Source organism: Pseudomonas sp. QL9, assembly GCF_041409665.1.
Classification (GTDB): Bacteria; Pseudomonadota; Gammaproteobacteria; order Pseudomonadales; family Pseudomonadaceae; genus Pseudomonas; species Pseudomonas knackmussii.
Genome location: NZ_CP166971.1, coordinates 1,487,076 through 1,512,675 on the forward strand (window position 1 = coordinate 1,487,076; position 25,600 = coordinate 1,512,675).

At 65.4% G+C, this 25,600-nt stretch carries 26 protein-coding genes and 2 pseudogenes; 9 read left to right on the top strand and 19 right to left on the bottom strand.

Features of this window, described 5'->3' with window-relative positions; all coding sequences use genetic code 11:
• Window positions 1-77 precede the first annotated feature (77 nt).
• Both ACA097_RS07050 and ACA097_RS07055 read left to right on the top strand, forming a co-directional pair.
• Window positions 78-1,296, top strand: a pseudogene (locus ACA097_RS07050) (CaiB/BaiF CoA transferase family protein).
• A 111-nt stretch (window positions 1,297-1,407) separates the two neighbouring features.
• Window positions 1,408-1,728, top strand: a complete 321-nt coding sequence (locus ACA097_RS07055; protein WP_371369361.1) for a hypothetical protein — start codon at window positions 1,408-1,410, stop codon at window positions 1,726-1,728.
• Window positions 1,729-1,791: 63 nt separating this feature from the next.
• Here the strand turns inward: ACA097_RS07055 and ACA097_RS07060 are convergent, their stop codons facing one another.
• The 5 genes from ACA097_RS07060 to xerD all read right to left on the bottom strand — a co-directional run bounded on the left by ACA097_RS07060 (window position 1,792) and on the right by xerD (window position 6,990).
• The gene (locus ACA097_RS07060; protein WP_043249689.1) at window positions 1,792-2,070 is read right to left on the bottom strand and encodes a DUF3509 domain-containing protein; all 279 of its coding nucleotides are present in this window, start codon (window positions 2,068-2,070) and stop codon (window positions 1,792-1,794) included.
• A 135-nt stretch (window positions 2,071-2,205) separates the two neighbouring features.
• Window positions 2,206-3,615 (bottom strand): threonine synthase, encoded by a 1,410-nt coding sequence (thrC, locus tag ACA097_RS07065; RefSeq protein ID WP_371369364.1) that lies wholly within the window; start codon window positions 3,613-3,615, stop codon window positions 2,206-2,208.
• Between the two features lie 53 nt (window positions 3,616-3,668).
• Window positions 3,669-4,973, bottom strand: a complete 1,305-nt coding sequence (locus ACA097_RS07070) for a homoserine dehydrogenase (protein ID WP_043256957.1) — start codon at window positions 4,971-4,973, stop codon at window positions 3,669-3,671.
• A 185-nt stretch (window positions 4,974-5,158) separates the two neighbouring features.
• The gene (locus ACA097_RS07075; RefSeq protein WP_160285963.1) at window positions 5,159-5,887 is read right to left on the bottom strand and encodes a thioredoxin fold domain-containing protein; all 729 of its coding nucleotides are present in this window, start codon (window positions 5,885-5,887) and stop codon (window positions 5,159-5,161) included.
• Window positions 5,888-6,093: 206 nt separating this feature from the next.
• Entirely contained in the window at window positions 6,094-6,990 is an 897-nt protein-coding gene (gene xerD / locus ACA097_RS07080; RefSeq protein ID WP_043249683.1) for a site-specific tyrosine recombinase XerD, read from the bottom strand.
• A gap of 55 nt (window positions 6,991-7,045) precedes the next feature.
• Between xerD and ACA097_RS07085 the strand changes: the two are divergent.
• Window positions 7,046-7,399, top strand: a pseudogene (locus tag ACA097_RS07085) (hypothetical protein); the annotation flags it as partial.
• Window positions 7,400-7,568: 169 nt separating this feature from the next.
• On the top strand, window positions 7,569-8,249 hold the full coding sequence (locus ACA097_RS07090; protein WP_160288880.1) for a hypothetical protein: 681 nt from the start codon (window positions 7,569-7,571) through the stop codon (window positions 8,247-8,249).
• Window positions 8,250-8,260: 11 nt separating this feature from the next.
• Here ACA097_RS07090 and ACA097_RS07095 read toward each other — a convergent pair whose 3' ends face one another.
• From ACA097_RS07095 to ffh, 6 genes are all read right to left on the bottom strand, one after another.
• The gene (locus ACA097_RS07095; protein ID WP_371369367.1) at window positions 8,261-8,677 is read right to left on the bottom strand and encodes an acyl-CoA thioesterase; all 417 of its coding nucleotides are present in this window, start codon (window positions 8,675-8,677) and stop codon (window positions 8,261-8,263) included.
• A 156-nt stretch (window positions 8,678-8,833) separates the two neighbouring features.
• Entirely contained in the window at window positions 8,834-9,184 is a 351-nt protein-coding gene (gene rplS / locus ACA097_RS07100) for a 50S ribosomal protein L19 (protein ID WP_043249673.1), read from the bottom strand.
• A 44-nt stretch (window positions 9,185-9,228) separates the two neighbouring features.
• Complete coding sequence (gene trmD, locus ACA097_RS07105) at window positions 9,229-9,972, bottom strand: tRNA (guanosine(37)-N1)-methyltransferase TrmD (RefSeq protein ID WP_043249672.1); 744 nt, start codon at window positions 9,970-9,972, stop codon at window positions 9,229-9,231.
• Between the two features lie 3 nt (window positions 9,973-9,975).
• The gene (gene rimM, locus ACA097_RS07110; protein WP_043249668.1) at window positions 9,976-10,509 is read right to left on the bottom strand and encodes a ribosome maturation factor RimM; all 534 of its coding nucleotides are present in this window, start codon (window positions 10,507-10,509) and stop codon (window positions 9,976-9,978) included.
• A gap of 5 nt (window positions 10,510-10,514) precedes the next feature.
• On the bottom strand, window positions 10,515-10,763 hold the full coding sequence (rpsP, locus tag ACA097_RS07115; RefSeq protein WP_024766882.1) for a 30S ribosomal protein S16: 249 nt from the start codon (window positions 10,761-10,763) through the stop codon (window positions 10,515-10,517).
• 143 nt (window positions 10,764-10,906) lie between these two features.
• A complete protein-coding gene (gene ffh, locus ACA097_RS07120) occupies window positions 10,907-12,283 on the bottom strand; it encodes a signal recognition particle protein (RefSeq protein ID WP_371369371.1) in 1,377 nt (458 codons plus the stop codon).
• A gap of 202 nt (window positions 12,284-12,485) precedes the next feature.
• Between ffh and ACA097_RS07125 the strand changes: the two genes are divergently transcribed.
• The 3 genes from ACA097_RS07125 (at window position 12,486) to ACA097_RS07135 (ending at window position 16,175) form a co-directional block, all read left to right on the top strand.
• Window positions 12,486-13,286, top strand: a complete 801-nt coding sequence (locus ACA097_RS07125; RefSeq protein WP_371369373.1) for an inner membrane protein YpjD — start codon at window positions 12,486-12,488, stop codon at window positions 13,284-13,286.
• Between the two features lie 21 nt (window positions 13,287-13,307).
• Window positions 13,308-14,606, top strand: a complete 1,299-nt coding sequence (locus tag ACA097_RS07130) for an HlyC/CorC family transporter (RefSeq protein ID WP_371369375.1) — start codon at window positions 13,308-13,310, stop codon at window positions 14,604-14,606.
• A gap of 267 nt (window positions 14,607-14,873) precedes the next feature.
• Window positions 14,874-16,175, top strand: a complete 1,302-nt coding sequence (locus ACA097_RS07135; protein WP_371369377.1) for an MFS transporter — start codon at window positions 14,874-14,876, stop codon at window positions 16,173-16,175.
• 72 nt (window positions 16,176-16,247) lie between these two features.
• Here the strand turns inward: ACA097_RS07135 and ACA097_RS07140 are convergent, their stop codons facing one another.
• The 5 genes from ACA097_RS07140 to ACA097_RS07160 are packed head-to-tail and all read right to left on the bottom strand — an operon-like array spanning window position 16,248 to window position 19,545.
• On the bottom strand, window positions 16,248-16,979 hold the full coding sequence (locus ACA097_RS07140; protein ID WP_371369379.1) for an SGNH/GDSL hydrolase family protein: 732 nt from the start codon (window positions 16,977-16,979) through the stop codon (window positions 16,248-16,250).
• Window positions 16,976-18,157: a formate-dependent phosphoribosylglycinamide formyltransferase gene (gene purT / locus ACA097_RS07145; protein WP_371369381.1), complete on the bottom strand. Its 1,182-nt coding sequence runs from the start codon at window positions 18,155-18,157 to the stop codon at window positions 16,976-16,978. The genes ACA097_RS07140 and purT overlap by 4 nt, the downstream gene beginning before the upstream one ends.
• Window positions 18,158-18,194: 37 nt before the next feature.
• The gene (locus ACA097_RS07150) at window positions 18,195-18,383 is read right to left on the bottom strand and encodes a DUF1289 domain-containing protein (RefSeq protein WP_371369383.1); all 189 of its coding nucleotides are present in this window, start codon (window positions 18,381-18,383) and stop codon (window positions 18,195-18,197) included.
• Entirely contained in the window at window positions 18,380-18,907 is a 528-nt protein-coding gene (locus ACA097_RS07155; RefSeq protein ID WP_043249648.1) for a gamma carbonic anhydrase family protein, read from the bottom strand. Before ACA097_RS07155 ends, ACA097_RS07150 begins: the two co-directional genes overlap by 4 nt.
• A 41-nt stretch (window positions 18,908-18,948) precedes the next feature.
• Window positions 18,949-19,545, bottom strand: a complete 597-nt coding sequence (locus ACA097_RS07160) for a CoA pyrophosphatase (RefSeq protein ID WP_043249646.1) — start codon at window positions 19,543-19,545, stop codon at window positions 18,949-18,951.
• Window positions 19,546-19,680: 135 nt separating this feature from the next.
• Here ACA097_RS07160 and ACA097_RS07165 point away from each other — a divergent pair, with 135 nt between their 5' ends.
• Window positions 19,681-20,235 (top strand): NUDIX hydrolase, encoded by a 555-nt coding sequence (locus ACA097_RS07165; protein ID WP_160285961.1) that lies wholly within the window; start codon window positions 19,681-19,683, stop codon window positions 20,233-20,235.
• A gap of 60 nt (window positions 20,236-20,295) precedes the next feature.
• Window positions 20,296-20,796, top strand: a complete 501-nt coding sequence (locus ACA097_RS07170) for a murein L,D-transpeptidase family protein (RefSeq protein ID WP_043249643.1) — start codon at window positions 20,296-20,298, stop codon at window positions 20,794-20,796.
• A 52-nt stretch (window positions 20,797-20,848) separates the two neighbouring features.
• Here ACA097_RS07170 and ACA097_RS07175 read toward each other — a convergent pair whose 3' ends face one another.
• From ACA097_RS07175 to purL, 3 genes are all read right to left on the bottom strand, one after another.
• Entirely contained in the window at window positions 20,849-21,166 is a 318-nt protein-coding gene (locus tag ACA097_RS07175) for a YqfO family protein (protein WP_043249641.1), read from the bottom strand.
• 188 nt (window positions 21,167-21,354) lie between these two features.
• The gene (locus ACA097_RS07180; RefSeq protein WP_371369387.1) at window positions 21,355-21,792 is read right to left on the bottom strand and encodes a CDGSH iron-sulfur domain-containing protein; all 438 of its coding nucleotides are present in this window, start codon (window positions 21,790-21,792) and stop codon (window positions 21,355-21,357) included.
• A complete protein-coding gene (purL, locus tag ACA097_RS07185; RefSeq protein WP_371369389.1) occupies window positions 21,692-25,588 on the bottom strand; it encodes a phosphoribosylformylglycinamidine synthase in 3,897 nt (1,298 codons plus the stop codon). The genes ACA097_RS07180 and purL overlap by 101 nt, the downstream gene beginning before the upstream one ends.
• Window positions 25,589-25,600 lie beyond the last annotated feature (12 nt).

Consider the following 25,600-nt stretch of genomic DNA (forward strand, 5'->3'; position numbering starts at 1 on the left):
GGGTTGCGGAAATGCCTTTGCAGCCAAACGGCCGGGCTACCCGACCCGCCTGGCTCGCGCTAGAGTCGCGCCACTGCCTGACCAATGGACATCCCGATGAACGCCATCCAGAAGCCACTCGCCGGACTCAAGGTCGTGGAGCTCGGCACCCTGATCGCCGGCCCCTTCGCCTCGCGCCTTTGCGCGGAGTTCGGCGCCGAAGTCGTCAAGATCGAATCGCCCGACGGCGGCGACCCGTTGCGCAAGTGGCGCAAGCTCTACGAAGGCACCTCGCTGTGGTGGTTCGTGCAGGCGCGCAACAAGCGCTCGCTGACCCTCAACCTCAAGCACGAATCCGGCCGCGAGGTGCTGAAGAAACTGCTGGCCGAGGCGGACATCCTGATCGAGAACTTCCGCCCCGGCGTGCTGGAAAAGCTCGGCCTGGGCTGGGATGTGCTCCACGCGCTGAACCCGAAGCTGGTGATGGTGCGCCTGTCTGGTTTCGGCCAGAGCGGCCCCTACAAGGACCAGCCGGGCTTCGGCGCGGTCGGCGAGTCCATGGGCGGCCTGCGCTACATCACCGGTTTCGAGGACCGCCCGCCGGTGCGCACCGGCATCTCCATCGGCGACTCCATCGCCGCGCTCTGGGGCGTGATAGGCGCGCTGATGGCGCTGCGTCATCGCGAGGTCAACGGCGGCCAGGGCCAGGTGGTGGACGTGGCGCTCTACGAAGCGGTGTTCGCCATGATGGAGTCGATGGTCCCGGAGTTCGACGTGTTCGGCTTCATCCGCGAGCGCACCGGCAACATCATGCCCGGCATCACACCCTCCTCGGTGCACACCACGGCCGACGGCAAGCACGTGCAGATCGCCGCCAACGGCGACGCCATCTTCCGCCGCTTCATGCAGGCCATCGGCCGCCAGGACCTCGCCGAGGATCCGCAGCTGGCCGACAACGCCGGGCGTGATTCGCGGCGCGACGAGCTCTACGGGGTAATCGACCGCTGGGCGCGCTCGGAGTCGCTGGAGAACGTGTTGAAGGTGCTGAATGCCGCCGAGGTGCCGGCCAGCCGTATCTACTCCGCCGAGGACATGTTCGCCGACCCGCAATTCCTCGCCCGCGAGATGTTCCTTTCGGCGAAGCTGCCCGACGGCAAGCCGTTCAAGATGCCCGGCATCGTGCCCAAGCTATCGGAGACGCCGGGCTCCACCGAATGGATCGGGCCGAAGCTGGGCGAACACACCGACGCAGTACTGGCCGAACTGGGCTACGACGCTGCGCAGATCGCCGCGCTGCGCCGCGACGGCGCGGTCTGACCAGAAAGGCTCCTACAGGGTCTGCCGACCTGGCCGGCAGACTTCGCTCGGAAAACCCGCTACCTGATCCTCACGGCGCCCATCCCGGGCGCCTCGCCGAGGAACAACGCCATGGATACCCACTCGCAAAACCTCGACCTGTTGCGCCAGTTGGCCAACGGCACCGATCCGCGCAACGGCATGCCACTGCCAACCGGCGATGCCTGCCAGGCGCCGGAGGTGATCCGCGCACTCTTCCACGCCATCCGCCTGCTGGAGAAGCACAAGGACAAGCCAGCAGCGGTGCAGGCAGGCAAACCGTGGGACGAGGAAGAAGAGCAGGCGCTATTGCAGCGCTACGACGCCGGCGACGCCGTAACCGCCATCGCCCGCGCTCACGGCCGCACCACTGGCGCGATTCGCGCACGCCTGGCGCAGTGCGGTCGGCTGTAGCTCGGGCACCAAACGAAAACGCCGCCCAGTGGGGCGGCGTTTTCGTTTGTGCTGCTGGGAGCCTCAGTAGCTGAGCACCTGGGCCGCGCGCAGGCGGAAGGCTTGGATGACATCCTCGCAGATGCGTCCTTCCTGCACTGCCATGTCGCGGGCGATGGTTTCCAGGGCTTCCTGGCAGCGGTCGTCGTTGGCCAGTTGTTCACCGGTCAGGACGCGTCGCAGAACGACCTCGCCGGCATCGTTGCTCAGGCTCAACACCCGGCCGCCATCGGGTCGGGCCGGCCCGAGTTCCCGGGCGTATTGGCTGAAAAGGGCTGCAAGCAGCGCGTTCAGTCGATCCATGGGTTTCTCCTGTCAGAACGGCAAAGGCACAGGGGAAATGACCACCATTGCGTTAGGAAAGTTCAACTTCCTCAACAACTTGCTGCCTGGAAACGAAAAAGCCCGCCATTGGGCGGGCTTCTTCATAGCTACGGCTTAGAGCGGTTTGCCGCGATTGCCGTGGGCGCTGACGAAGGCCTGGACCTTGGCCAGTTCGTTCGGCAGCACGGTGCAACGCTCTTCGCGCTGGAACAGGTCGGCCAGGTGCGCCGGCAGCGCCGGAACCGCTTCGATGCCAGCCTTTTCCACGGCTTCCGGGAACTTGACCGGATGCGCGGTACCCAGGGTGACCATCGGAATGGCCAGGCTGCGACGGCATTCACGCGCGGCGCGCACACTGATGGCAGTGTGCGGGTCGAGCAGTTCGCCACACTCGGCGTAGACCTCGGCGATGGTTTCGCAGGTCTGCTCGTCGTTCACCGCCAGGGAGTCGAACAGGCGACGGGCTTCGGTCCAGCGGTCGTCCTCGACGGACAGCTTGCCGGTGGCCTTGAAGGTGTCCATCAGCTCGGCGATCGCCTTGCCGTCGCGGCCGTGCAGGTCGAACAGCAGGCGCTCGAAGTTGGACGACACCATGATGTCCATCGACGGCGACAGCGACGCGTGCAGGGTGTCCTTGTCGTAGCGGTTGCCGGACATGAAGCGGTGCAGGATGTCGTTGCGGTTGGTCGCGACGATCAGCTGGCTGACCGGCAGGCCCATGTTGCGCGCCAGGTAGCCGGCGAAGATATCGCCGAAGTTGCCGGTGGGCACCGAGAAGGCCACGGAACGGGCCGGCGCGCCCAGCTGGATGGCGGCGTGGAAGTAGTAGACGATCTGGGCCATGATCCGCGCCCAGTTGATCGAGTTGACCGCCACCAGACGGGTGCCTTTCAGGAAGCCCTGGTCGGCGAAGCTGGCCTTGACCATCTCCTGGCAGTCGTCGAAGTTGCCTTCGATGGCGATGTTGTGGATGTTTTCGCCGAGGATGGTGGTCATCTGCCGGCGCTGCACCTCGGACACACGGTTGTGCGGGTGCATGATGAAGATGTCGACGTTCTCGCAGGCCTTGCAGCCTTCGATGGCCGCCGAGCCGGTGTCGCCGGAGGTGGCGCCCATGATCACCACGCGCTCGCCGCGCTTGGACAGCACGTGGTCGAGCAGGCGGCCGAGCAGCTGCAGGGCGAAGTCCTTGAAGGCCAGGGTCGGACCGTGGAACAGCTCCAGCACCCACTCGTTGCCGTTGAGCTGGCGCAGCGGCGCCACGGCGTTGTGGGCGAAGACGCCGTAGGTTTCCTCGAGGATCTTCTTGAAGTCGGCGTCGGAGATGCTGCCGGCAACGAACGGGCGCATCACGCGGAAGGCCAGCTCGTGGTACGGCAGGCCGGCCCAGGAGGCGATCTCCTCGACGGTGAAGCGCGGCAGGTTTTCCGGGACGTAGAGGCCGCCGTCGCTGGCGAGGCCCGCCAGCAGCACGTCTTCGAAGTTCAGCGCGGGGGCCTGGCCGCGGGTACTGATGTAACGCATGGTGTGAAACCTTCGGGTTGGCGGCGCCGCCCGCAGGCAGCGCCGCGTTCGATTCAGTTCAGTTGTTCGACGCGGATGCGTACGACATTGCCGACCACGTCATCCAGCGCTTCCATCGCGGTGATGGCTTCGATGATGCGGGACTCGAGCACGCGGTGGGTAACCAGGATCATCGGCACCAGACCGTCATGCTCTTCGACTTCCATCTGCATGATCGATTCGATGTTGATGCCGCGCTCGGAAAGGATGGTCGCCACCTGGGCCAGTACGCCCGGGTGGTCCTTGGCCTGGATGCGCAGGTAGTAGGCGCTTTCGCAGGCTTCGATCGGCAGGATCGGGTGGTCGGAGAGCGAGTCCGGCTGGAAGGCCAGGTGCGGCACGCGGTTCTCCGGGTCGGCGGTCATGGCGCGAACCACATCCACCAGGTCGGCGACCACCGAGGAAGCGGTGGGCTCCATGCCGGCGCCGGCGCCGTAGAACAGCGTCGAACCAGCGGCATCGCCGTTGACCATGACGGCGTTCATCACGCCATTCACGTTGGCGATCAGGCGGTCGGCCGGGATCAGGGTCGGGTGTACGCGCAGTTCGATGCCCTTGTCGGTGCGACGCGCGACGCCCAGGTGCTTGATGCGGTAGCCCAGCGCTTCGGCGTAGTTGACGTCGGCGGTGGTCAGCTGGGTGATGCCTTCGGTGTAGGCCTTGTCGAACTGCAGCGGGATGCCGAAGGCGATGGACGCCAGGATGGTCAGCTTGTGCGCAGCATCGATGCCTTCGACGTCGAAGGTCGGATCGGCTTCGGCGTAGCCCAGGGCCTGGGCTTCCTTCAGCACGTCGGCGAAGGCGCGGCCTTTCTCACGCATCTCGGTGAGGATGAAGTTGCCGGTGCCGTTGATGATGCCGGCCAGCCAGTTGATGCGGTTGGCAGCCAGGCCCTCGCGGATCGCCTTGATTACCGGGATGCCACCGGCCACGGCGGCTTCGAAGGCGACGATCACGCCCTTCTCGCGAGCCTTGGCGAAGATCTCGTTGCCGTGCACGGCGATCAGCGCCTTGTTCGCGGTGACCACGTGCTTGCCGTTCTCGATGGCCTTGAGCACCAGCTCGTGGGCCAGGGTGTAGCCACCGATCAGCTCGATGACCACGTCGATTTCCGGGTTGTTCGCCACGTCGAAGATGTCGGCAGTGATGGGGGTGCTGCCGGTTTCACACTTCGGATTGGGGCGACGGGCGGCAATCTGCGCAACCTCGATACCGCGCCCGGCGCGGCGGGCAATCTCCTCGGCGTTGCGTTTGAGCACATTGAAGGTACCGCCACCGACGGTCCCCAACCCACAGATTCCCACTTTCACCGGTTTCACGCTGAAACTCCCCATCATCGCGGCATCGGAGCGCTCCCCGAATGCAACAGGCCCGCACGATGAAGCGCGCGAGCCGGAGTCGGGGAGTGCCGAACGAAGGCCGGGCGACTGCCCGGCCTCTTGGTTAAAGGAACCGCACATTACGAAGCGGTTCCCTATTAGTCAAATCGAGCGCAAAGCCCGGATTACTTGGCGTCCAGCACCAGCTTGGCGAGTTCGCCGGCCGGCTGGTAGCCCGGCAGCATCTGGCCGTTGGCGAGGATGATCGCCGGGGTGCCCTGCACGCCGACCATCTGGCCCAGTTCGAACTGCTTGTCGACCGGGTTGGCGCACTGCGCGGCCTTGATTTCCTTGCCGTGGAACATGTCGGTCATGGCCGCCTGGCGGTCTTTCGAGCACCACACCGCCTGCAGCTGCTGGTCGCCGGCCGACTTCGGCCCCTGGCGCGGGAAGGCCAGGTAGCGCACTTCGATGCCGCGCTTCTGCAGCTCCGGCACTTCGGCGTGCAGTTTCTGGCAGTAAGGGCAGGTGGTGTCGGTGAACACGGTGATGTGCGCCTTGGCTTCACCCTGGGCCGGGAACACCACCATCTCGCTGGCCGGGATGGCGTTGATGGTCTTGGCCACGCCCGATGCTTCAGCGACTTCGGTGAGGTTGGTGGCTGCGCCGTCCTTCACCTGATAGATGTTGCCTTGCACGACGAACTGGCCGTCGGTGCTGGCGTAGAGCACGCGGCCGCCTTTCAGGTGGACTTCGGAAAGACCCTGGATGGGGCTGGCGCTGATGCTTTCGATGGGCAGGTCCGGCTGCAGCGATTGCAGGGTCTTGCGGATCGTCTGGTCAGGTTCGGCGGCCAGTACGAGGGTGCTGGCGAGGCCCAGTGCCGCGACAGCCAGGATACGGGACAGACGCATGGAAAACTCCTGTGGATGAACCCGGAAGACTACCACAGCGTGGCACCCGGCCGAACCGCGAGCTTGTAGCACGAGGCTTCCGGACGGACCGTTGGTCGAATGGGAGAAGGTTTGCGCCTGCTTCTGGATCCCCGCGTTCGCGGGGACGACGGCGGGATAGAACGCTTTAATCGTCCTCCCCGCGAACGCGGGGACCCGGTAAAGGCCTACCCCCGCGGATGGTGCTGCGCGTGCAGCTCTTGCAGACGCGCACGGGCGATGTGGGTGTAGATCTGCGTGGTCGACAGGTCGCTGTGGCCGAGCAGCATCTGCACCACGCGCAGGTCTGCGCCGTGGTTGAGCAGGTGCGTGGCGAAGGCGTGCCGCAGGGTGTGTGGCGACAGCGATTTGCCGATCCCGGCGACCTTGGCGTGGTGCTTGATGCGGTGCCAGAAGGTCTGCCGGGTCATCTGTTCGCCACGCAGGCTGGGGAAAAGCACGTCGCTCGGCCTTCCACCGAGCAGGTCGCCGCGCGCGTTGCGCATGTAGCGCTCGATCCACAGGATCGCCTCCTCGCCCAGCGGCACCAGGCGCTCCTTGCTGCCCTTGCCGAGCACCCGCACCACGCCCTGGCGCAGGTTCAACTGTTCGAGCGTCAGCCCGACCAACTCGCTCACCCGGAGCCCGCAGGCGTAGAGCACTTCGAGCATGGCGCGGTCGCGCAGGCCGAGCGGGTCCTCGGTTTCCGGCGCCGCCAGCAGCGCCTCGACATCCGCCTCCGACAGCGACTTGGGCAGCGGCTTGCCCAGTTGCGGCAGCTCCACCAGCAGGGTCGGGTCCTCGGCGATCAGCGCCTCGCGCAGGCAGTAACGGTAGAAGCCGCGCAAGCCCGACAAGAAGCGCGCGGTGGAGCGCGCCTTGTAGCCCTCGGCCAGGCGCCAGGCCAGGTGGTCGAGGATGAGGTCGCGTCCCGCCGCTTCCAGCTTCACGCCGCGCTCGTCGAGCCAGCCGTTGAACAGCGCCAGGTCGCTGCCGTAGGCCGCGCGGGTATTGTCGGAAAGCCCCTTCTCCAGCCAGAGGGCGTCGAGGAAGCGGTCGATGAGCGGATGCGGGAGCGGCGACATGACGAGGAAGGATTCTGCGGCGATAAAGGCGCGGCTAGTCTTTCACAGGCCATTGATTCGAAACCAGTCGCACCCCGCAACAAGGAACCCCTGCCCGGAAGAAAACAGCATCCTGCTTGCCATCGGCAGCACGGCCCTGCTCTGCCAATGGCTGGCCTGGCGCCTGCGCATGCCGGCGATTCTCGTCCTGCTCGTAGCCGGGATTCTCGCGGGCCCGCTGCTGGGCCTGCTCGCCCCGCAGAAGCTGTTCGGCCCGCTGCTGTTTCCGCTGGTCTCCCTGTCGGTGGCGATGATCCTGTTCGAGGGCAGCCTGACCCTGCGCTTCGCCCGCGATCCGACGGGCTGGATGCACGTGGCCAGCACCACGCAGCCGCCGAAACCGACCGTCGGCTGGTTGCTGATTGCCCTGATCGAAAATTCGCCAGATGATGAACGAACCCAGTGCGACCGGCAGTCGGAGGAATCCCGGACGACCTGAGGATTCGTCCGTCAGCCTATCCTTCGATGGGTGACAGACGGCCATGGACGGACAATGATTGCACTGCGCCATCACTCACTTTGCCAGCAGCGGTCGCACCATGCCCAACACCCAGAACTCCCGCCTTGGTCAGATCCTCATCAACAAGGGGCTGATCAGCTCCGCCCAGCTGGACCAGGCTGTCCAGCTGCAATTGCGCAACGGCCTGCGCCTGGGCGAAACCCTGGTGAGCCAGGGCTGGATCAGCGAACGCCAACTGAACAGGGCACTGAAAAAGCAAAACAACCTACGCCTGGCCGCCACCCTGGTGGCGGCCCTGCTCGCGCCCTTCCAGATGGCGAGCGCGGACATCCAGCGCCAGCAGCTCCCGGCGAGCTATACCCGCCAGGAATCGCCCAAGGGCCTGCGTCCGATGAGCGACGGCGAAATGAGCGATGTCAGCGCCCAGGGCTTCGACGAAACCTTGCAGGGCTTGTTCGTCAGCGCCGAGAAAGGCGATGGCGTGGGCACGGTCAAGCAGTTGGCGCGCCTGGTGATGCCGGTGCTGGACAGCCTGCAGGCGGAAACCTCGATGAAGGACGTGGTCTACGACACCGACCACATGGCCAGCAGCGTCAATCCCGACGGCTCGATCAACCTGCGCCTGCCCAGTTCCATCGGCGAGATGCACTTCGACAACATCCGCGTCGCCGGCGCTCCACAGAGCCAGAGCATGGGCAACCTGAGCCTGCAGAACATCGACCTCTCCGGCGCCTCGCTGCGCGTCAGCCTGCACCACTGACGCCGCGCGCCTCAGGCCGCGGCAAACCCTGGCAATACCGGCACCGGGCGTTTCGCCTCGTCGATGGCGACGAAGCTGAACAGCCCGTGGATGGCCTTTTCGCGGCCGTCAGCGGACATGCTCTCGACGAAGACTTCCACTTCTACCTTGAGGCTGGTGTTGCCGACCTTCACCACCCGGCCGATCAGCTCGACGATGGAGCCGGCGGGAATCGGGTGCTTGAAGTCGATACGGTCGGTAGAGACGGTCACCAGCGGCAGGCGGCAGAAGCGCGTCGCGGCGATGAAGGACACTTCGTCCATCCAGGCCAGCGCGGTGCCGCCGAACAGGGTGTCGTGGTGATTGGTGGTAAAGGGGAACACCGCCTTGGTCACGCGGGTTTCCGAAAGCTGGGTACGGCGAAGAATTTCCTGATCACGAGGGCTCATGCCACTGCTACCTGATGCATTGAGGGTGGCTGCCGGTGCTGCGGATGTTGTGCTTGTTGTGCGCTGCCGGGAGGCAGTAGAGGGAACGCCGGCCACTGAATGGCAGGCAAGAAAAAAGCAGCCCGTGGGCTGCTTTTTTCGGGAACGACCGGCGAATTAGGCCAGTTTTTCCTTGATGCGAGCTGCCTTGCCGGACAGGTCGCGGAGGTAGTACAGCTTGGCCTTGCGCACGTCGCCGCGACGCTTGACGCTGATGCTGTCAACCAGCGGGCTGTAGGTCTGGAAGGTACGCTCTACGCCAACGCCGTTGGAGATTTTGCGAACGGTGAAAGCGCTGTTCAGGCCGCGGTTACGCTTGCCGATCACGACGCCTTCGAAGGCCTGCAGACGCGAACGGTCGCCTTCCTTCACCTTCACTTGCACGATTACGGTGTCGCCGGGGGCGAACGCCGGAATCTCTTTGTTCATCTGTTCAGCTTCGATCTGCTGAATGATCTTGTTGGTCATGTCAGTGCTCCTAAGACAAGCGCTCGGCGCTCGCCATCGATACGTTAACTATCGTCCCGCTGGCGGATGTATTCCTCCAGCAGCTTCTTCTCTTCTCCAGAAAGCGAGCGGCAATCTAGAAGATCGGCGCGTCGTTCCCAGGTCCTGCCTAGGGCCTGCTGCAAACGCCATCGCCGGATGTGTTCGTGGTTGCCGCTGAGCAGCACCTCAGGAACACGTTTGTCTGCGTACACCTCAGGTCGGGTGTAGTGCGGACAGTCGAGCAGGCCGTCGGTGAACGAATCCTCCTCTGCGGAATCCGCGTGGCCCAATGCACCGGGCAACAAGCGCGTGACCGCGTCAATCAGTACCATCGCCGGAAGCTCACCCCCGGACAACACGTAGTCTCCAATCGACCATTCCTCATCGACATGCTCTTCAATGAAGCGCTCGTCGATGCCTTCGTAACGCCCGGCGATCAGAATCAACCGTTCTTCGTTCGCCAGTTCCTTCACGGCCGCCTGCGTCAACTTGCGACCTTGCGGCGACAGGTAGATCACCTTCGCCGGTCCGCCTGCGGCTTGTCGGGCATCGCCCAGTGCGCCTTCGAGCGGCTTGATTTTCATCACCATGCCGGGACCACCGCCAAAAGGCCGGTCGTCCACCGTCTGGTGACGATCCTCGGTGTTGCTCCGTGGGTTGAAGCATTGAAGCTGAATCAGCTCCTGCTTTACCGCACGACTCGTGATGCCGTAGTCGCTGATGGCGCGAAACATCTCGGGAAAGATGCTGATTACCCCTATCCACATGGGTTAGAAGTCCGCGTCCCAGTCCACCCGAATCTCACCGGCTTCCAGGTCTACCGATTGCACGCACTGGTCCGTATACGGCAACAGGCGTTCACGGTCGTCCAGGCTGCCTGCGCAGGGCTTGACCACCATCACATCGTTGGCGCCGGTCTCCAGCATGTGGTCGAGAATCCCGAACAGTTGCCCGTTCAGATCGATCACCTTGAGACCTTCCAGCTGGCTCCAGTAGTACTCGCCGTCGTCCAGCTCCGGGAGCTCGCTGCGCGGTACCAGGATCTCGAAATCCGCATAGGTGCGGGCGACTTCGCGATCGTCCAGTCCCTTCAGCTTCGCTACCAGGACATTGCCCTGAACGCGGCCACTGACCAGCTCAGCCTGTCGAACCTCGGTGCCACGCTTGAGCGTCCAGCGCCGGTAATCCAGCAGGTTGTCCAACGGGTCGGTAAAGGAATACACCTTCACCTCACCACGAATGCCATGCACGGAAACTATCTTGCCGAGAACGATCATTTCCTCGGCGGCAGGCATCGTGTTCATCGACTTCAGGCAGCCTTGGCGGCTTCCTTGATCAGCTGAGCAACACGCTCAGACGGTTGAGCGCCTTGGCTCAGCCAGTAGTTCAGACGCTCCTGGTTGACCGACAGCTTAACTTCGGCGCCAGTGGCGACAGGGTTGAAGAAACCGACGCGCTCGACGAAACGGCCGTCGCGAGCGTTGCGGCTGTTGGTCACGGTCAGGTGGTAGAACGGGCGCTTTTTGGAGCCGCCACGAGCCAGACGAATGGTTACCATGCGTACGTTGTTCCTATGGTTTGCTTGCAAAAAAGAAATGCAGCCCCCGGGCACAGAGCCCGAAAGGCCGCATATTCTATGAGCTAAAGCCCCGCGCCGCAAGCCGCAGCACGTCGGCCCGCCGGGTGGGCGGGCCTGCGGGATCACATCTTCGGCATGCCGCCGCCGGGGAACATGCTCCCCATGCCGCGCATCATCTTCGCCATGCCGCCCTTGGCGGTGACCTTCTTCATCATCTTCTGCATCTGCTTGTGCTGCTTGATGAGACGGCCGACGTCCTGCACCTGGGTGCCGGAACCCAGGGCAATACGACGCTTGCGCGAACCGCTGATCACTTCCGGATCGCGACGTTCGCCAGGGGTCATGGAGTTGATGATCGCCTCCATCTGCTTGAACTGCTTCTCCGCCGCGTTCTGCGCGTTGCCCATCTGCGACAGGTTGACGCCGCCGAGCATCGGCAGCTTGTCCATCAGGCTGCCCAGGCCGCCCATGTTCTTCATCTGTTGCAGCTGGTCGCGGAAGTCTTCGAGATCGAAGCCCTTGCCCTTCTTGATCTTCTTCGCGAGCTTCTCGGCCTTCTCGCGGTCCATGTTCTGCTCGGCCTGTTCGATCAGGCTGAGCACGTCGCCCATGCCGAGGATGCGCGAGGCCACGCGGTCCGGGTGGAAGGGGTCGAGCGCTTCGGTCTTCTCGCCCATGCCGAGGAACTTGATCGGCTTGCCGGTGATGGCGCGCACCGAGAGCGCGGCACCGCCACGGGCGTCGCCGTCGACCTTGGTGAGGATCACGCCGGTCAGCGGCAGGGCTTCATTGAAGGCCTTGGCGGTGTTGGCGGCGTCCTGACCGGTCATGGCGTCGACCACGAACAGGGTTTCCACCGGCTTGATCGCCGCGTGGACCTGCTTGATCTCGTCCATCATCTCGGCGTCGATGTGCAGACGACCGGCGGTATCGACGATGACCACGTCGATGAATTTCAGCTTGGCTTCGCGGATCGCCGCTTCGGCGATGGCTACAGGCTTCTGGCTGGCATCGGAGGGGAAGAAGCTCACCTCGATGTCGTTGGCCAGGGTTTCCAGCTGCTTGATCGCCGCCGGGCGATAGACGTCGGCGGAAACCACCAGCACGGACTTCTTCTTGCGCTCTTTAAGGAAGCGCGCCAGCTTGCCGGCGGTGGTGGTCTTACCGGCGCCTTGCAGGCCGGCCATCAGGATGACTGCCGGCGGCGCGGCGTTGAGCGCGAGGTCTTCGTTGGCCGCGCCCATCAGCTCGACCAGTTCGGCCTGGACGATCTTCACGAAGGCCTGGCCCGGGGTCAGGCTCTTGGACACCTCGGTGCCGACCGCGCGCTCCTTGATCCGGTTCACGAAGTCCTTGACCACCGGCAGGGCCACGTCGGCCTCGAGCAGGGCCATCCGCACTTCGCGGAGCGTGTCCTTGATGTTGTCCTCGGTCAGCTTGGCCTTGCCGGTGACCTGGCGCAGCGTTTGCGAGAGACGATCTGTAAGGTTTTCGAACATGCGCGTTCCTATCGGGCCTTGGCCGGCCGGGGTGGGCGTTGCAGCAAGCGCGGGATTATAACCAAGACCGCGGCGGCGAACACCGCCGATGATCCACCCGTGCAACGTCATACGGCGCAAAAGCGACGCATTCCCGGCTGCTTTCTCGGCACGGCCTTTATATGCCAAACTCAGCGCTTTTCGACGGACCCTCCAAGGACCTATGCACCCTCTGTTGCCCAGCCTGCTCGCCGCCGTCCTCTACCTCGGCGCCACGGCCCATCACGGCATCCAGCTGGCCCGTCGCGCGGCGCCGCTCAAACCCCTGATCCTGCTCCTCGGCCTGCTGGCGCTGCTGGCACAGGGCCTGAGCCTGTCGCAGCAGCTGATCACCCCGGCCGGCCTCGTACTGGACTTCTTCAACGCCGCGAGCCTGATCTCCGCCGCCATCATCGCCCTGACCCTGCTGGCCTGCCTGCGCATCCCGGTGGAGAACCTGCTGCTCTTCCTTTATCCGCTGGGCGCGCTGACCACGCTGCTGGCCACCCTGGTGCCACACGGCACGCTGGAGCCGATCAACGAGCAGCCCGGCATCCTCGCCCACATCCTGCTCTCGGTGCTGGCCTACGGCCTGCTCACCATCGCGGTGGTCCAGGCGCTGCTGCTGCTGGTCCAGGACCGGCGCCTGAAGCAGAAGCATCCGGCCGGCTGGATACGCAGCTTCCCTCCGCTGCAGACCATGGAAAGCCTGCTGTTCGGTTTCCTCTGGGGCGGTTGGGTGCTGCTCTCGGCGTCGCTGATCTCCGGCTGGCTGTTCCTCGACAACCTGTTCACCCAGCACCTGGCGCACAAGACCATCCTGTCCTGCTTCGCCTGGGTGGTCTTCGCCGTACTGCTATGGGGACGTCACCAGCTCGGCTGGCGCGGCCACAAGGCAATCCGCTGGACCCTCGCCGGATTCTGCCTGTTGATGCTGGCCTACTTCGGCAGCAAGCTGGTCAAGGAATTCATCCTCCATATCTGATCGAGGGGCAGCACGCCACGCATGGACGATATCCAACCCGGCTACCTGGTCGGTCTGCTGATCTTCCTGCTGTTCTGCTCGGCGTTCTTCTCCAGCGTCGAGACCGGCGTGCTGAGCATCGACCGCTATCGTCTGCGCCACCTGGCCAAGCAGGGCAACCGCGCGGCACGGCGGACCAGCTGGCTACTGCTGCGCACCGATCGCCTGCTCGGCACCATCCTGATCGGCAACAACCTGGTCAACGTGATCGCTTCGTCGCTGGCCACCCTCCTCGCCCTGCGCCTATGGGGCGACTTCGCGGTGGCGCCGACCGCGCTGGTGCTGACGCTGATCCTGCTGATCTTCGGTGAGATCACCCCCAAGACCTACGCCACCCTGCGCCCCGAGCGCGTGGCCTTCCCCGCCAGCCTGCCTCTGCTCTGGCTGCAGCGCCTGTTCAGCCCGCTGCTGTGGCTGATGAACGGCGTGAGCAACAACATCCTGCGCCTGTTCGGCCTGGACGCCACCCAGCGTAAGAGCAAACCGCTGAGCAGCGAGGAGCTGCGCAGCGTGGTCAGCGACTCCAGCGAAAAGCTCAGCGGCAACCGCCAGGACATGCTGCTGAGCATCCTCGACCTGGAAAAGATCACCGTGAACGACCTCATGGTGCCGCGCAACGAGGTTCAGGGCATCGACCTGGACGGCGAGCTGGAAAGCATCATCAGCCAGCTGCGCAACACCACCCACACGCGCCTGCCAGTGTTCCGCAACGACATCAACCAGATCGAGGGCATCGTCCACATCCGCCAGATCGCCCGCCTGCTGACCCACGACCAGTTGACCAAGGAAAGCCTGCGCGCCGCCTGCCTCGAGCCCTACTTCATCCCGGAAAGCACGCCGCTGACCACCCAGCTGATCAACTTCCAGAAGCAGAAACGGCGCATCGGCATCGTCGTCGACGAATACGGCGAGGTGATCGGCATCATCACCCTGGAAGACATCCTCGAGGAGATCGTCGGCGAGTTCAGCAACGCCGACGCACTGCGCAACCCGGACATCCACCCGCAGAGCGACGGCACCTACGTCATCGACGGCTCGGCGAACCTGCGCGAGCTCAACCGCACCCTCGGCTGGCAGTTGCCCAGCGAAGGGCCCAAGACCCTCAACGGCCTGGTCACCGAAGCCCTGGAGCAGATTCCGGACTGCCCGGTTTGCCTGCGCATCGGCCCCTATCGCCTGGAAATCCTGCAGTCCGGTGAGAACCGTGTGAAGAGCGTGCGGGTCTGGCTCACCGGGCGCGCCGCTGCGCCCCTGCAGGACAGCCCCGACGAGCTTGCCTGAGCGCGCCGCGACCGCCCTATAATCGCCGCTCTGCTTACCCAGCATCCCGCCCCCGGCCCACACTACCCGCGTGACCGCCGCGGCCCGTCAAGCGCCCACCCGAGCCCGGCCCCACGCCTGCGCCCGGTGAAGCACACGGCCTCGCCCGAACCGGCGCGAGCCCCTTCCCTGCCCGCACCCGGGCGGTGCTTCGCGCCAGGACGACACCACCTTCGCCGCCGGACGCGCCCACAGAGCCGCGCCGGCCCCGACAGACAGGGATATCCCATGAGCACCGCCAGCCTTGCCGCCGCCTCCGAACAGGCGCCCGTCAACTCCACCGCACGGGTCGCGGTCGCCAGCTTCATCGGCACCGCCATCGAGTTCTACGATTTCTACGTCTATGCCACCGCCGCCGCGCTGGTGATTGGTCCGGTGTTCTTCCCGCAGACCGATCCCACGGCGCAGATGCTCAGCGCCTTCGTCACCTTCGGCATCGCCTTCCTCGCCCGGCCGCTGGGCTCGGCGCTGTTCGGCCACTTCGGCGACCGCATCGGGCGCAAGTCGACCCTGGTCGCCTCGCTCCTGCTGATGGGCCTGTCGACCACCCTGATCGGCCTGCTGCCGGGCTACGACAGCATCGGCGCCTGGGCCCCTGCCCTGCTCTGCCTGCTGCGCTTCGGCCAGGGCCTGGGGCTGGGCGGCGAATGGGGCGGCGCCGCACTGCTCGCCACCGAGAATGCCCCCAAGCACCGCCGCGCCTGGTTCGGCATGTTCCCGCAGATGGGCCCGTCGATCGGTTTCCTCTGCGCCAACGGCCTGTTCCTGAGCCTGGCGATGCTGCTCAGCGAGGAGCAGTTCCGCAGCTGGGGTTGGCGTGTACCCTTCATCCTCAGCGCCCTGCTGGTGGTGGTCGGCCTCTATGTGCGCCTGAAGCTGGCGGAAACCCCGGTGTTCGCCAAGGCCATGGAACGCCAGGAACGCTCCAGCCTGCCGATCGCCGAGCTGTTCGCCCACCATTGGCGCCCGGTGGTCCTGGGCGCGCTGGCAATGGTCGTGTGCTACGCGCTGTTCTACATCTCCACTGTGTTCTCGCTGAGCTTCGGGGTCACCAGCCTCGGCTACACCCGCGAGCAATTCCTCGGCCTGCTGTGCTTCGCCGTGCTGTTCATGGCCGCCGCCACACCGATTTCCGCCTGGCTCAGTGACCGCTTCGGCCGCCGCCCGGTGCTGATCGCAGGCTGCCTCGCAGCGATCCTCTCCGGCTTCGCCATGCAGCCTCTGCTGAGCCAGGGCTCGTCCGTGGAAGTGGCGATTTTCCTGGCGCTGGAGCTGTTCCTCATGGGGGTGACCTTCGCCCCCATGGGTGCGCTGCTGCCGGAGCTATTCCCCACCCGCGTGCGCTACACCGGCGCGTCGGCTGCCTACAACCTGGGCGGCATCCTCGGCGCTTCACTGGCGCCCTATGCGGCGCAGAAGCTGGTGAGCATGGGCGGGCTGAGTTGGGTGGGCGGGTATGTCTCGGTCGCGGCGGCAGTCAGCCTGATTGCCGTGCTGTGCCTGCATGAGACGCGGGAGCAGGAGCTCTAATCGCGGACGAAGTCCGCTCCTACACGGTGTTACGGCACGAACGCAGGAGCGGATTCCATCCGCGATCCGCCGTCAGGCTCGGTCCGCGGCTACCAGCCACTCCGCCAGATGCTCGCCCCAGACCTGATAGCCCAGCGCCGAAGGGTGATAACCGTCGATGGCCAGGTACTGCGGCTGCATTTCCAGGCCGACCGCACAGAACCCGGCGCCTGCAGTTGCAGCGAGCGCCTGGAGCTGACGATCCAGCAGCGTCGCACGCCAACCGAGCAACTGCCGCAGCAGCCAGGGCAAGGCCGTGAAGTGCTGCAACGGCGGCACGGCGGTGCAGACCACTCGTGCGCCACTCGCCTGGAAGTGTTCGATCAGCTGCTGCATCGATGCCAGCCAGCGCTGGCTGGAGCTGAAATGGGTGGTGTCGTTGACGCCGAAGACCAGCGCTACAAGGTCGTAGCGAGCATCGGCGCCAGGCAACAAACGTTCGCAAGCCTCACCGGCGGTGATGCCGTTCTCGCCCAGCGCGCGCCAGGCCACCGGCCGTTGCAGGCGTGACGCCAAGGCCAGCGCCAGGCGCCCAGCGAGAGCGAAATCCAGGCAGGAAGCGCCGACACCCGCCACCGTCGACTCACCGAGCAGCAGCAGGCGCAACGCTTCTCCGGAAAATTCCGCGCCGGCCAGCCCTTCGCAGGCACCGGCGGCGGGAGACAGGCGCAAGGCCGTGCGCCGGGTGCGCACGGCCAGTGGCAGGACCAACGGCATGAGCGGCAGCGCTGCCGCCCACCACGCCAGCCCGGCCAGTCGGCTCACAGCTCGATGACCACCGCTTCGGCCGAACGGGTCGCTTTGGCCCGCGCCTCTTCGATCGACTCGGCACGCGCCAGAGACACGCCCATGCGGCGCTGGCCGGAGACTTCCGGCTTGCCGAACAGGCGCAGGGCGCTGTCCGGCTCGGCCAGGGCGGCCCCCAGGTTGCCGAAGCTGACCTGCTGCGACTCGCCATCGACCAGGATCACCGCCGAAGCCGAGGGACCGAATTGGCGGATCGCCGGAATCGGCAGGCCGAGGATGGCCCGCGCGTGCAGGGCGAACTCGGAGAGATCCTGGGATATCAGCGTCACCAGGCCAGTGTCGTGCGGACGCGGCGAGACTTCGCTGAACCACACCTGGTCGCCCTTCACGAACAACTCGACGCCGAACAGGCCACGGCCGCCCAGGGCCTCGGTGACCGCCTTGGCGACGCGCTCGGACTCGGCCAGCGCTTTCGGGCTCATGGCCTGCGGCTGCCAGGACTCGTGGTAGTCGCCCTTCACCTGGCGGTGGCCGATGGGCGCGCAGAAGGTGGTGCCGCCGATGTGGCGAACGGTCAGCAGGGTGATTTCGTATTCGAAGTCGATGAAGCCTTCGACGATCACCCGGCCCTTGCCGGCGCGGCCGCCTTCCTGGGCGTAATCCCAGGCGGCTTTCAGGTCGGCGTCGGACTTGAGCACGCTCTGGCCCTTGCCGGAGGAGCTCATGATCGGTTTGACCACGCAGGGGTAGCCGACCGAAGCCGCGGCTGCAGCGTAATCCTCGTAGGTATCGGCGAAGTGGTACGGCGAGGTCGGCAGGCCCAGCTCCTCGGCCGCCAGGCGGCGGATGCCTTCGCGGTTCATGGTCAGCTGCGCGGCGCGTGCGGTGGGCACCACGGTGTAGCCTTCGGCCTCCAGCTCGACCAGGGTCGCGGTGGCGATGGCCTCGATTTCCGGGACGATGTAGTGCGGCTTTTCCTGCTCGATCACTGCGCGCAGGGCAGCGCCGTCGAGCATGCTCAGCACGTGACTGCGGTGGGCTACCTGCATGGCCGGCGCGTTGGCGTAGCGGTCGCAGGCGATCACTTCGCAGCCCAGGCGCTGCAGCTCGATCACCACTTCCTTGCCCAGCTCGCCGGAGCCGCAAAGCAGTACACGGGTCGCCGTCGGCGACAGGGGGGTTCCAATACGGGGCATAGCGTCGGACCTCGGGAAGGGGAAGTTCTGTGGCGCGCTAGATCAGCACGCCCTGTTCGCGGGCGCGCTCGGCGCAACGCTGCAGCACCAGGCGGCGCTCGTCGTTGTCCATGCGGCCCCAGCGGGTGATCTCGTCTGCCGTGCGCTGGCAACCCAGGCACACATCGGCATCGTCCAGCGCGCAGACGTGCACGCAGGGCGATGCGACCGGGCGTTCCTGGGTCATTCCTCGTCCTGCTCGGCGAGGTCGCGGGCGTAGCGCTGGGCGTTGTGCACGTAGTGGGCGGCGCTGGCCTCGAGCATCTTCTTCTGCTGCTCGGTCAACTCGCGCACCACCTTGCCGGGCGAACCCATGACCAGCGAGCCATCGGGAATCACCTTGCCCTCGGGGATCAGCGAATTCGCGCCGATGATGCAGTACTTGCCGATCTTCGCGCCGTTGAGCACCACGGCGTTGATGCCGATCAGGCTGTAGTCGTCCACCGTGCAGCCATGCAGCATCACGTTGTGGCCGATGGTCACGCCCTTGCCGAGGGTCAGCGGGAAGCCCATGTCGGTGTGCATCACGGTGCCGTCCTGGACGTTGCTGTTCTCGCCGATGTGGATCAGCTCGTTGTCGCCGCGCAGCACCGCGTTGAACCAGACGCTGGCGCCTGCATCCAGGCGCACCTTGCCGATCACCGCGGCGTTCGGCGCGATCCAGCTGTCGGGATGGGTTTCGACTCGGGCCTGGCCCAGGCGGTATTTCATCGGAAGGTCCTCAGGCATCTCTTGTAATGAGGCTCGCTGCTTCAGCTGAGCTTGATGAATTGCGGCGGCGCTTGGTGCAGGTCGATGTGGTCATCGAACAGCAGGTTGACCAGTTCAACGACCATGATCGCCGACAGGCCCCAGATCTTGTACTCGCCGAAACGATAGCTGGGCACGTACCAGCTGCGGCCGAAGTAGTCGATGCGGTGGGTCATCTCGCGCGGATCGCCGCGGAAGAACTCCAGCGGCACCTTGAACACGGCGGCGATCTCGCCGTCGTTGGGCTTGTACTCGACGAAGTCGGGGACGAAACCGACGAATGGGGTCACCTTGATCCCGTGGCGCGAGACCAGGTCGCTCAGCGGACCGACCACATCCACCAGGCTCGGCGGCAGGGCGATCTCCTCTTCCGCCTCGCGCAGGGCGGTGTGGATCAGGTCGACGTCGTCCGGATCGCGGCGCCCGCCGGGAAAGGCGACCTCACCGCTGTGGGTGGACAGGCCGGTGGCGCGCAGGGTCAGCACCAGCTCTTCGCTGCGGGTGACAGGCAGCAGCACCGCCGCCTCCGGGAGGCCTTGCTCGCTGTTCAGTTCGAGGGGGGTGTGCGCCGTGATGCGCCGGCGCAGCTCGTCCAGCATGCGGACATCCTGCATGTAAGCCGTTCAATCAATTGCGGAATCATGGCACGAAAGGCTCCCCTGCCCAAGCCCCACCCCTTGCTGGCCGGGGGCCCGGACGAGCAAGATGACGACAATCCAGATCGGGGACAGGGCATGAAATTCTGCAGTCAGTGCGGCGCCAGCGTGAGCCTGCGCATTCCCAGCGGCGACAACCGGCCGCGCTACGTGTGCGACAGCTGCCAGACGGTTCACTACCAGAACCCGCGGATCGTCGCCGGCTGCCTGCCGGTCTGGGAAGGCCGCATCCTCCTCTGCCGCCGCGCTATCGCGCCGCGCCAGGGTTACTGGACGCTGCCGGCCGGCTTCATGGAGAACGGCGAGACCATGGAGCAGGCCGCCGCCCGCGAAACCCTGGAAGAAGCCTGTGCGCGGGTCAGTGGCCTGCAGCTGTATACGCTCTTCGACCTGCCGCACATCAGCCAGCTGTATGTGTTCTTCCGCGCCGAGCTGACCGACCTGGACTTCGCTGCCGGCGAAGAGAGCCTGGAGGTGCAGCTGTTCGACGAGTCGGAGATTCCCTGGTCGGAGCTGGCTTTCCCCACCGTGGGCCGTACCTTAGAATGCTACCTCGGCGACCGGCGCGAGCAGGACTTCCCGGTACGCAACGAGACCATTGCACCGATGCAAGGTCATAACAAGAAGACCTGATCACTTTTCATACAGCCGTCGTTCGCGGCGCTTTATCGAACACCCGGGGGATTCCGTTCCATGCGCTGGCTGCTTGCCTTTCTGTGCCTGACCTTTGCCACCTTCACGCAGGCGAACGCAACGCCGACGCTGCAAGGCCCGATCGACAAGGTCCTGGTCCTCAAGTCCGAGCACAAGCTGCACCTGCTGAGCAACGGCAAGATCCTCAAGAGCTATCGCATCTCCCTGGGCAAGAGCCCGCGCGGCCCCAAGCTGGCCGAGGGCGACAACCGCACGCCGGAAGGCTTCTACTGGATCGACTGGCGCAAGACCAGCGACAAGTTCAACCTGTCGATCCACATCTCCTACCCCAACGCCCGTGACGTCGCTCGCGCCCGCGAGAAGGGCCTGGCGCCCGGCGGCATGATCATGATCCACGGCACGCCGCTGAGCGACGAATACCCGGAGTGGTACTTCTCCACGCTGGATTGGACCAATGGCTGCATCGCCATGACCAACGACGACATCCGCGAGCTCTGGGGCCTGGTGAAGGACGGCACGCTGATCGAAATCCGCCCCTGAGGGTGCGGCAACGAAAAAGGCGCCTGAGGGCGCCTTTTTCATGGGTAGCGATTCAAAACACCATGTCTGACAGTCGCCAGACCTCGAAAGCTGGCGTCTCGTAGGGATGCGCCGCCTTCAGCGCCTTGACCGAGTCGTGGATCAGCTCGTCGGCCACCACCATCTCGACCTTCCATTCGGCCACTCGCTCGACCTGGCCGGCCTGGCCAAGGAACGGATTGCTGCCCTGCAGCGGGCGGAACTGGCCTTGGCCCAAGGCTTGCCAGCAACAACTGTCATAAGCACCGATGCGTCCTGCACCTGCGGCGAACACCGCCTTCTTCACCGTCTCCAGGTGAGTTTCGGGAACGTAGAAACACAGTTTGTACATCGGACGCTCCGAGTCGGAAGACTGAACCGGGTTGGGAGTCGAGTGCGAATGCTGCCACAGGTAATGGCACATTGCCTCTACAAACCCACGGGTCACATGCAGAAAATTTCGACAGCGCGAATGTCTTCACGTTCTGAATGCCAGAGTGGCGCTGCGAGAAATGTGACGGACAGCCGATTCAGGCGAATTCACTCTCCGATAAAGCGACGCCAGCGGGCAGCCCAACCTTTGGCGGGTGGCGCATGACTACCGTCGCAAAACGGCAGGCTGGCGGAGCGACCGCAGCGGCAGAGCAACAGCAGGCGTTCGCGCGCCACGTTCAGCTCTAGCGCCTCGCTGCAGTCGGCTGGGCAGTCAGGCAACGTAGAGGAGCGTCCGCAACGGCACAGGCGCTGCGGCTGGCCGGGTTCGACGCGGCGGACTTCGGGGAGGATATCCACAGGCCTTCCTTTCCTTGACCAACCGGAGGCAGAACGAAAAAGGGGAAGGCATGAGCCTTCCCCTTTTCCTCGCCCAGGTACGGCCTTAGCCCACCCAGACGCGCGCGTTGCGGAACATGCGCATCCAACCGGCGTCTTCCTGCCACTCGTCCGGGCGCCAGGAGTTCTGCACGGCACGGAACACACGCTCCGGGTGCGGCATCATGATGGTCACGCGGCCGTCGCGGCTGGTCAGGCCGGTGATGCCACGCGGCGAACCGTTGGGGTTGGCCGGGTAGCTCTCGGTGACCTTGCCGAAGTTGTCGACGAAGCGCAGCGCCACGCAGCCGGACAGGTCCGACTCGAGCAGTGCTTCCTCGCTCTCGAACTCCGCATGGCCTTCGCCGTGGGCGATGGCGATTGGCATACGCGAGCCGGCCATGCCCTGCAGGAAGATCGACTGCGACTCCTGCACCTGGACCATCGCCACGCGCGCCTCGAACTGCTCGGAGCGGTTGCGCACGAAGTGCGGCCAGAACTCGGTGCCAGGGATCAGCTCGTGCAGGTTGGACATCATCTGGCAGCCGTTGCACACGCCGAGGGCGAAGCTGTCCTTGCGCTCGAAGAAGGCCTGGAAGCCATCGCGGGCACGGGCGTTGAACAGGATCGACTTGGCCCAGCCTTCGCCGGCACCCAGTACGTCGCCGTAGGAGAAGCCGCCGCAGGCCACGAGGCCCTTGAAGTCTTCCAGGCTGACGCGTCCGGCGAGGATGTCGCTCATGTGCACGTCCACCGCGGCGAAGCCGGCGCGGTCGAAGGCCGCAGCCATTTCCACCTGGCCGTTGACGCCCTGCTCGCGGAGGATCGCCACCTGCGGACGCACGCCTTTCTTGATGTAGGGCGCAGCGATGTCTTCGTTGACGTCGTAGCTGAGCTTGATCGACAGACCGGGGTTGTCTTCCTGCAGCAGGCCGTCGAACTCCTGGTCGGCGCAGTCGGCGTTGTCGCGCAGGCGCTGGATCTGGTAGCTGGTTTCGCTCCAGATGCGCTGCAGTAGACGACGCTCGGCGCTGTAGACGCCTTCGCCATTGAAGCTCAGGTCGATGCGATCACCGACGACCGGCTGGCCGATCACCGCCACGCATTCGCCGAGGCCGGCAGCGCTGAATTGCGCCAGCACTTCCGGGGTTGCGTCTTCGCGAACCTGGATAACCGCGCCCAGCTCTTCGCTGAACAGCGCGGCGGCCAGCTCTTCACGGCTGGCGGCCAGCGCGTCGAGGCGCAGGGCCAGGCCACAGTGGCCGGCGAAGGCCATTTCCAGTGCGGAGGCCAGCAGGCCACCGTCGGAACGGTCGTGGTAGGCCAGCAGGTGGCCGTCGGCGTTCAGGCCCTGGATCACGGCGAAGAAGGCCTTGAGGTCTTCAGCGTCGTCGACGTCGGGAACCTGCTGGCCGAGCTTGCCGTAGGTCTGCGCCAGGATCGAACCGCCCAGGCGGTTCTTGCCGCGGCCGAGGTCGATCAGGATCAGGTCGCTGTCACCCTTGTCCAGGCGCAGCTGCGGAGTCAGCGACTGGCGCACGTCGGTCACCGGGGCGAAGCCGGAGATGATCAGCGACAGCGGCGAGGTCACGCTCTTCTCCTGGTTGCCATCCTGCCAGCGGGTCTTCATGGACATGGAGTCCTTGCCCACCGGGATGGTGATGCCCAGCTGCGGGCACAGTTCCATGCCGACTGCCTTGACGGTGTCGTACAGGCGCGCGTCCTCGCCCGGGTGGCCGGCGGCGGCCATCCAGTTGGCCGACAGCTTGATGTCGGAGATTTTCTCGATGCGCGCGGCGGCCAGGTTGGTGATGGTCTCGCCGATCGCCATGCGGCCGGAGGCCGGGGCGTCGAGCAGGGCCAGCGGAGTGCGCTCGCCCATGGCCATGGCTTCACCGGTGTAGACGTCGAAGCTGGTCGCGGTGACGGCGCAGTCGGCCACCGGTACCTGCCAGGGGCCGACCATCTGGTCGCGGTTGACCAGGCCGGTGATGGTGCGGTCGCCGATGGTGATCAGGAAGTTCTTGCTGGCCACGGCCGGGTGACGCAGCACGCGCTCGGTGGCTTCGCCGATGTTCAGCGCGGAAGCGTCGAAGTCGTCGCCGATTTCGGCTTCACGGGCGACCGAACGGTGCATACGCGGCGGCTTGCCGAGCAGCACGTCGAGCGGCATGTCCACCGGCTTGTTGCCGAAGTGGCTGTCGGCGACGGTCAGGTGCGGCTCGGCGATGGCTTCGCCGACCACGGCGAACGGGCAGCGCTCACGCTCGCAGATGGCTTTGAAGGCTTCGAAGTCGGCGGCGTCCACGGAGAGCACGTAGCGCTCCTGGGACTCGTTGCACCAGATCTCCAGCGGGCTCATGCCCGGCTCGTCGTTGGGCACCGCGCGCAGCTCGAAGCGGCCACCGCGGCCACCGTCGTTGATCAGTTCCGGCAGGGCGTTGGAGATGCCGCCGGCGCCGACGTCGTGGATGAACTTGATCGGGTTGTTGTCGCCCATCTGCCAGCAGCGGTCGATGACCTCCTGGCAGCGGCGTTCCATTTCCGGGTTCTCGCGCTGCACCGAGGCGAAGTCCAGGTCGGCAGCGGAAGCGCCGGTGGCCATGGAGGAGGCCGCACCGCCGCCCAGGCCGATCAGCATCGCCGGGCCGCCGAGCACGATCAGCTTGGCGCCGACCGAGATCTCGCCCTTCTGCACGTGGTCTTCACGGATGTTGCCCAGGCCGCCGGCGATCATGATCGGCTTGTGGTAGCCACGGACTTCCTCGCCGCGCGGCGTGGTGATGGCCTGCTCGAAGGTACGGAAGTAACCGGTCAGGTTGGGGCGGCCGAACTCGTTGTTGAACGCGGCGCCGCCCAGCGGGCCTTCGATCATGATGTCCAGCGGGGTGACGATGCGCTCGGGCTTGCCGTAGGGCACTTCCCAGGGCTGCTCGAAACCGGGGATGTTCAGGTTGGAAACGGTGAAGCCGACCAGGCCGGCCTTGGGCTTGGCGCCGCGACCGGTCGCGCCTTCGTCGCGAATCTCGCCGCCGGAGCCAGTGGAGGCGCCGGGGAACGGGGCGATGGCGGTCGGGTGGTTGTGCGTCTCGACCTTCATCAGGATGTGCACCGGCTCTTGGCTGGCGGCGTACTGACGGGTCTGCGGATCGGGGTAGAAGCGTCCGGCGACCGAGCCGGTCATGACCGCGGCGTTGTCCTTGTAGGCGGACAGCACGCCTTCGCGGTGCATTTCATAGGTGTTCTTGATCATGCCGAACAGGCTCTTTTCCTGAGCCTGGCCGTCGATGTCCCAACTGGCGTTGAAGATCTTGTGGCGGCAGTGCTCGGAGTTGGCCTGGGCGAACATCATCAGCTCGACGTCGTGCGGGTTGCGGCCCATCTCGACGAAGCTCTTCACCAGGTAGTCGATCTCGTCTTCGGCCAGGGCCAGGCCCAGTTCGACGTTGGCCTTTTCCAGGGCTGCGCGGCCACCGCCGAGGATGTCGACGGCGGTCAGCGGCTTGGGCTGGGCATGGCTGAACAGGCCCGCGGCCTCTTCCAGTTGCGCCAGCACCAGCTGGGTCATGCGGTCGTGCAGGCGGGCAGCGACCAGTTGCGCGTCGGCTTCGCTCAGCTCACCGCTGACGTAGAAGGCGATGCCGCGCTCGATGCGCTCGATCTTGGCCAGGCCGCAGTTGCGGGCGATGTCCGATGCCTTGCTCGACCACGGCGAGATGGTGCCGAAGCGCGGTACGACCAGGAACAGCCGCCCTGCGGGCTCCTGCACGGGTACGCTCGGGCCGTATTTCAGCAGGCGGGCGAGGACCTGTTCTTCCTCGGCGTTGAGGGCTCCGGTGACCTCGGCGAAGTGCGCAAACTCGGCATACAGCCCGGTTACGGCGGGCACATGCTGGGTCAGCAGGTCGAGCAGTTTGCCGTGGCGGAAAGCGGAAAGGGCGGGAGCACCGCGCAGGATCAGCATTGTCGGAACAGC